The following is a 2,642-nucleotide window of genomic DNA, read 5'->3' as shown; positions in this document are numbered from 1 at the left end:
TATATCGGCTTGCTGTATGAGAATCGGGAAATGGCAACCGATGTTGAGCTAAAAGAAGTGCTTTTTACCATCAAATCATTGTGGTCTGTCTATCGTGATGTGGGGATCTACTGATGCCGTGGCAACCATTAAGGCGTTGTAGTTATCCGAGTTGTACGCAACGAGTAACGTCCGGTCGCTGTGAGAAACATCGGCGGGAACAGAACAGGCAGCGCGGCACCCGTACCGAACGTGGCTACAATAACCGATGGCGCAAATACAGATTGATGTATCTCAAAACGCATCCCTTATGTGTGCATTGCCTCAAGCAGAACAGTTACACACCCGCCACCATTGTAGATCACATTATCCCAATCAATAGTGATAGTGATGTGCTGTTTTGGCCTATATCCAATCATCAAGCACTATGCCATGCCTGCCACAACCGTAAGACGGTACAGACAGACCCCATCACCAAAGCCAAGCGCAAACAAGGTGCTTATCGGGAGCAGGAAGCAGAAGCGGCACGATTATTTATCACAAGAATAATAACTAAATGAAATAACGGGGTGGGGGTATCAAAAATGACAAACACCCCTCTGAGCGGAACCGCCCCCTCCTTCAATTTTTACGCCCGGCAATTTTTTTGAAAATAAATCACAAGGAACAGAGAACATTATGGCAAGAGCACCGAAACCGCCTACTTATTTAAATGAGATTGCTGCCAGTCAATGGAAAGCCAAAGGCAAAATCTTAAACGAGCGGGAAGACCTGAACGCCGCCGACTGGAACAACTTAGAACTGTATTGCGTCAACTATGCCATTTACCGAAAAGCCGTGGCAGACCTAGATATCCGGGGCTTTAGTATCGTCAACAGTCAGGGCAGTGAAAGCCGTAACCCATCATTGAGCGCCAAAGCGGACGCTGAAAAAATTATGATAAAAATGTCGGCGTTGCTGGGTTTTGACCCCGTATCACGGCGTAAGAATCCGGTAGAAACGGAAGAAGAGGACGAGCTAGACCGCTTATGAACGCATGGGAGCAGTATGCTTTTGATATCGAAAATGGCACAATTCCGGCCTGTAAACGGGTAAAACAGGCGGTGAAACGCTATTTTAACGACCTGAATAACCCACATTATGTGTTTGATTCGGAGGTGGTGACGCGGTTTATTGCCTTTTCCCGTTACTGTCCGCACGTCAAAGGCCACTTGCGCGGTAAACCGATTATATTAGAGCCGTGGCAGCAGTTCGCTTTTGCTAACCTGTTTGGCTTCAAGATCAAAGCAACCGGACGCCGAAAATATCGCAGTGCTTATATTCAGGTGCCGCGCAAAAATGCAAAGTCTACCGTTGCCGCGATACTGGCAAATTGGTTTCTCGTGATGGAGTCAGGTCAGCAGGATATCTACACCGCCGCCGTGAGCCGGGATCAGGCGCGTATTGTATTCGATGATACCCGCCAGATGTGCCTATTATCCAAACCACTCAAGAAACGGGTAACTGTCCAACAGCATAAAGTCACTTATGCCAAGAGCAACAGTCTGCTAAAACCATTGGCAGCCAAAGCCGCTACGATTGAGGGTACAAACCCCAGTCTGGCAATTGTCGATGAATATCATTTGCACCCGGATAACGCTGTCTACTCTGCACTTGAACTGGGCATGGGCGCACGTCCCGAAGGTATTCTGTTTGCCATTACCACGGCGGGTAGTAACGTAATATCCGCCTGTAAACAACATTATGATTATTGCTGTCAGATATTGGATGGTGAGGAACAGAACGAATCCCTGTTTGCCCTGATTTACGAGCTGGACGATGAGCACGAGATTGATGATGAAGCTCTTTGGATAAAGGCCAATCCCAATCTGAATATCTCCGTGGACAGTACCGCTTTGCATGACACTATCCAGAAAGCGCGGGGCATTCCCTCACAATGGACGGAAATGTTAACTAAACGCTTTAATATCTGGTGTCAGGGCGAAACTCCATGGATGGGTGAAGGAGCATGGAAAGCCTGCCAGATGGAGTATAACGAAAGCGACCTGAAAGGGCTGGAGTGTTACGCGGGATTGGATTTATCCTCAACAGGCGATATCACCAGTATCTGCTATACCTTTCCCGTGGATAACGAACTGTTATTACTGACCCGCCATTACTTGCCCGAAGCTCAGCTACAGAGTCCCGCCAATAAGAATCGGGCAATCTACCGTCAATGGGTACAAATGGGCTGGATACGCACCACGCAAGGCGATTGCATTGATTATGATCGTATCCGTGATGATATTCTCAAAGACAGCCAGCATTTTAATATCAAGCTGGTGGGCTTTGATACATGGAATGCCACCCACCTACGCACGCAATTACAGGGCGCGGGGCTGGATGTTGAGCCATTCCCGCAAACCTATATGCGCTTTAGCCCCGTGGCGAAATCGGCAGAGGTGTTTGTTAACCGCAAAATCATTAGTCACAACGGCGATCCGGTGCTGGCATGGGCAATGTCTAATGTGGTGATGGAAACGGATGCTAACGCCAATATCAAACCGAACAAAAAGAAATCAGCGAATAAGATAGACCCTTCGATTGCGTTCCTGATGAGTTTTGGCACATGGCAGGTGGAACATGAAGACTTTGCGTTTAACTTGAGTGAAGAACAGCAGAAG

At 47.8% G+C, this 2,642-nt stretch carries 3 protein-coding genes and 1 pseudogene; all 4 read left to right on the top strand.

Annotated elements, in window-relative coordinates; genetic code table 11:
- Positions 1 to 114, top strand: a pseudogene (locus AACS90_RS18515) (phage gp6-like head-tail connector protein); the annotation flags it as partial.
- Positions 114 to 539: an HNH endonuclease signature motif containing protein gene (locus AACS90_RS18520; RefSeq protein ID WP_099123505.1), complete on the top strand. Its 426-nt coding sequence runs from the start codon at positions 114 to 116 to the stop codon at positions 537 to 539. The pseudogene AACS90_RS18515 and the gene AACS90_RS18520, both read left to right, overlap by 1 nt.
- Positions 540 to 657: 118 nt before the next feature.
- Positions 658 to 1,011, top strand: a complete 354-nt coding sequence (locus AACS90_RS18525; RefSeq protein WP_099123506.1) for a phage terminase small subunit P27 family — start codon at positions 658 to 660, stop codon at positions 1,009 to 1,011.
- Positions 1,008 to 2,642: terminase large subunit (locus AACS90_RS18530; RefSeq protein ID WP_099123507.1), on the top strand; the 1,635-nt coding region annotated here is incomplete at its 3' end. The genes AACS90_RS18525 and AACS90_RS18530, both read left to right, overlap by 4 nt.

This window comes from Xenorhabdus sp. KK7.4 (genome assembly GCF_963876465.1).
GTDB classification, from domain to species: Bacteria; Pseudomonadota; Gammaproteobacteria; order Enterobacterales; family Enterobacteriaceae; genus Xenorhabdus; species Xenorhabdus stockiae.
Note: the sequence above shows the minus strand (reverse complement) of the source record. Positions and strands in the feature narration are given on the sequence as shown.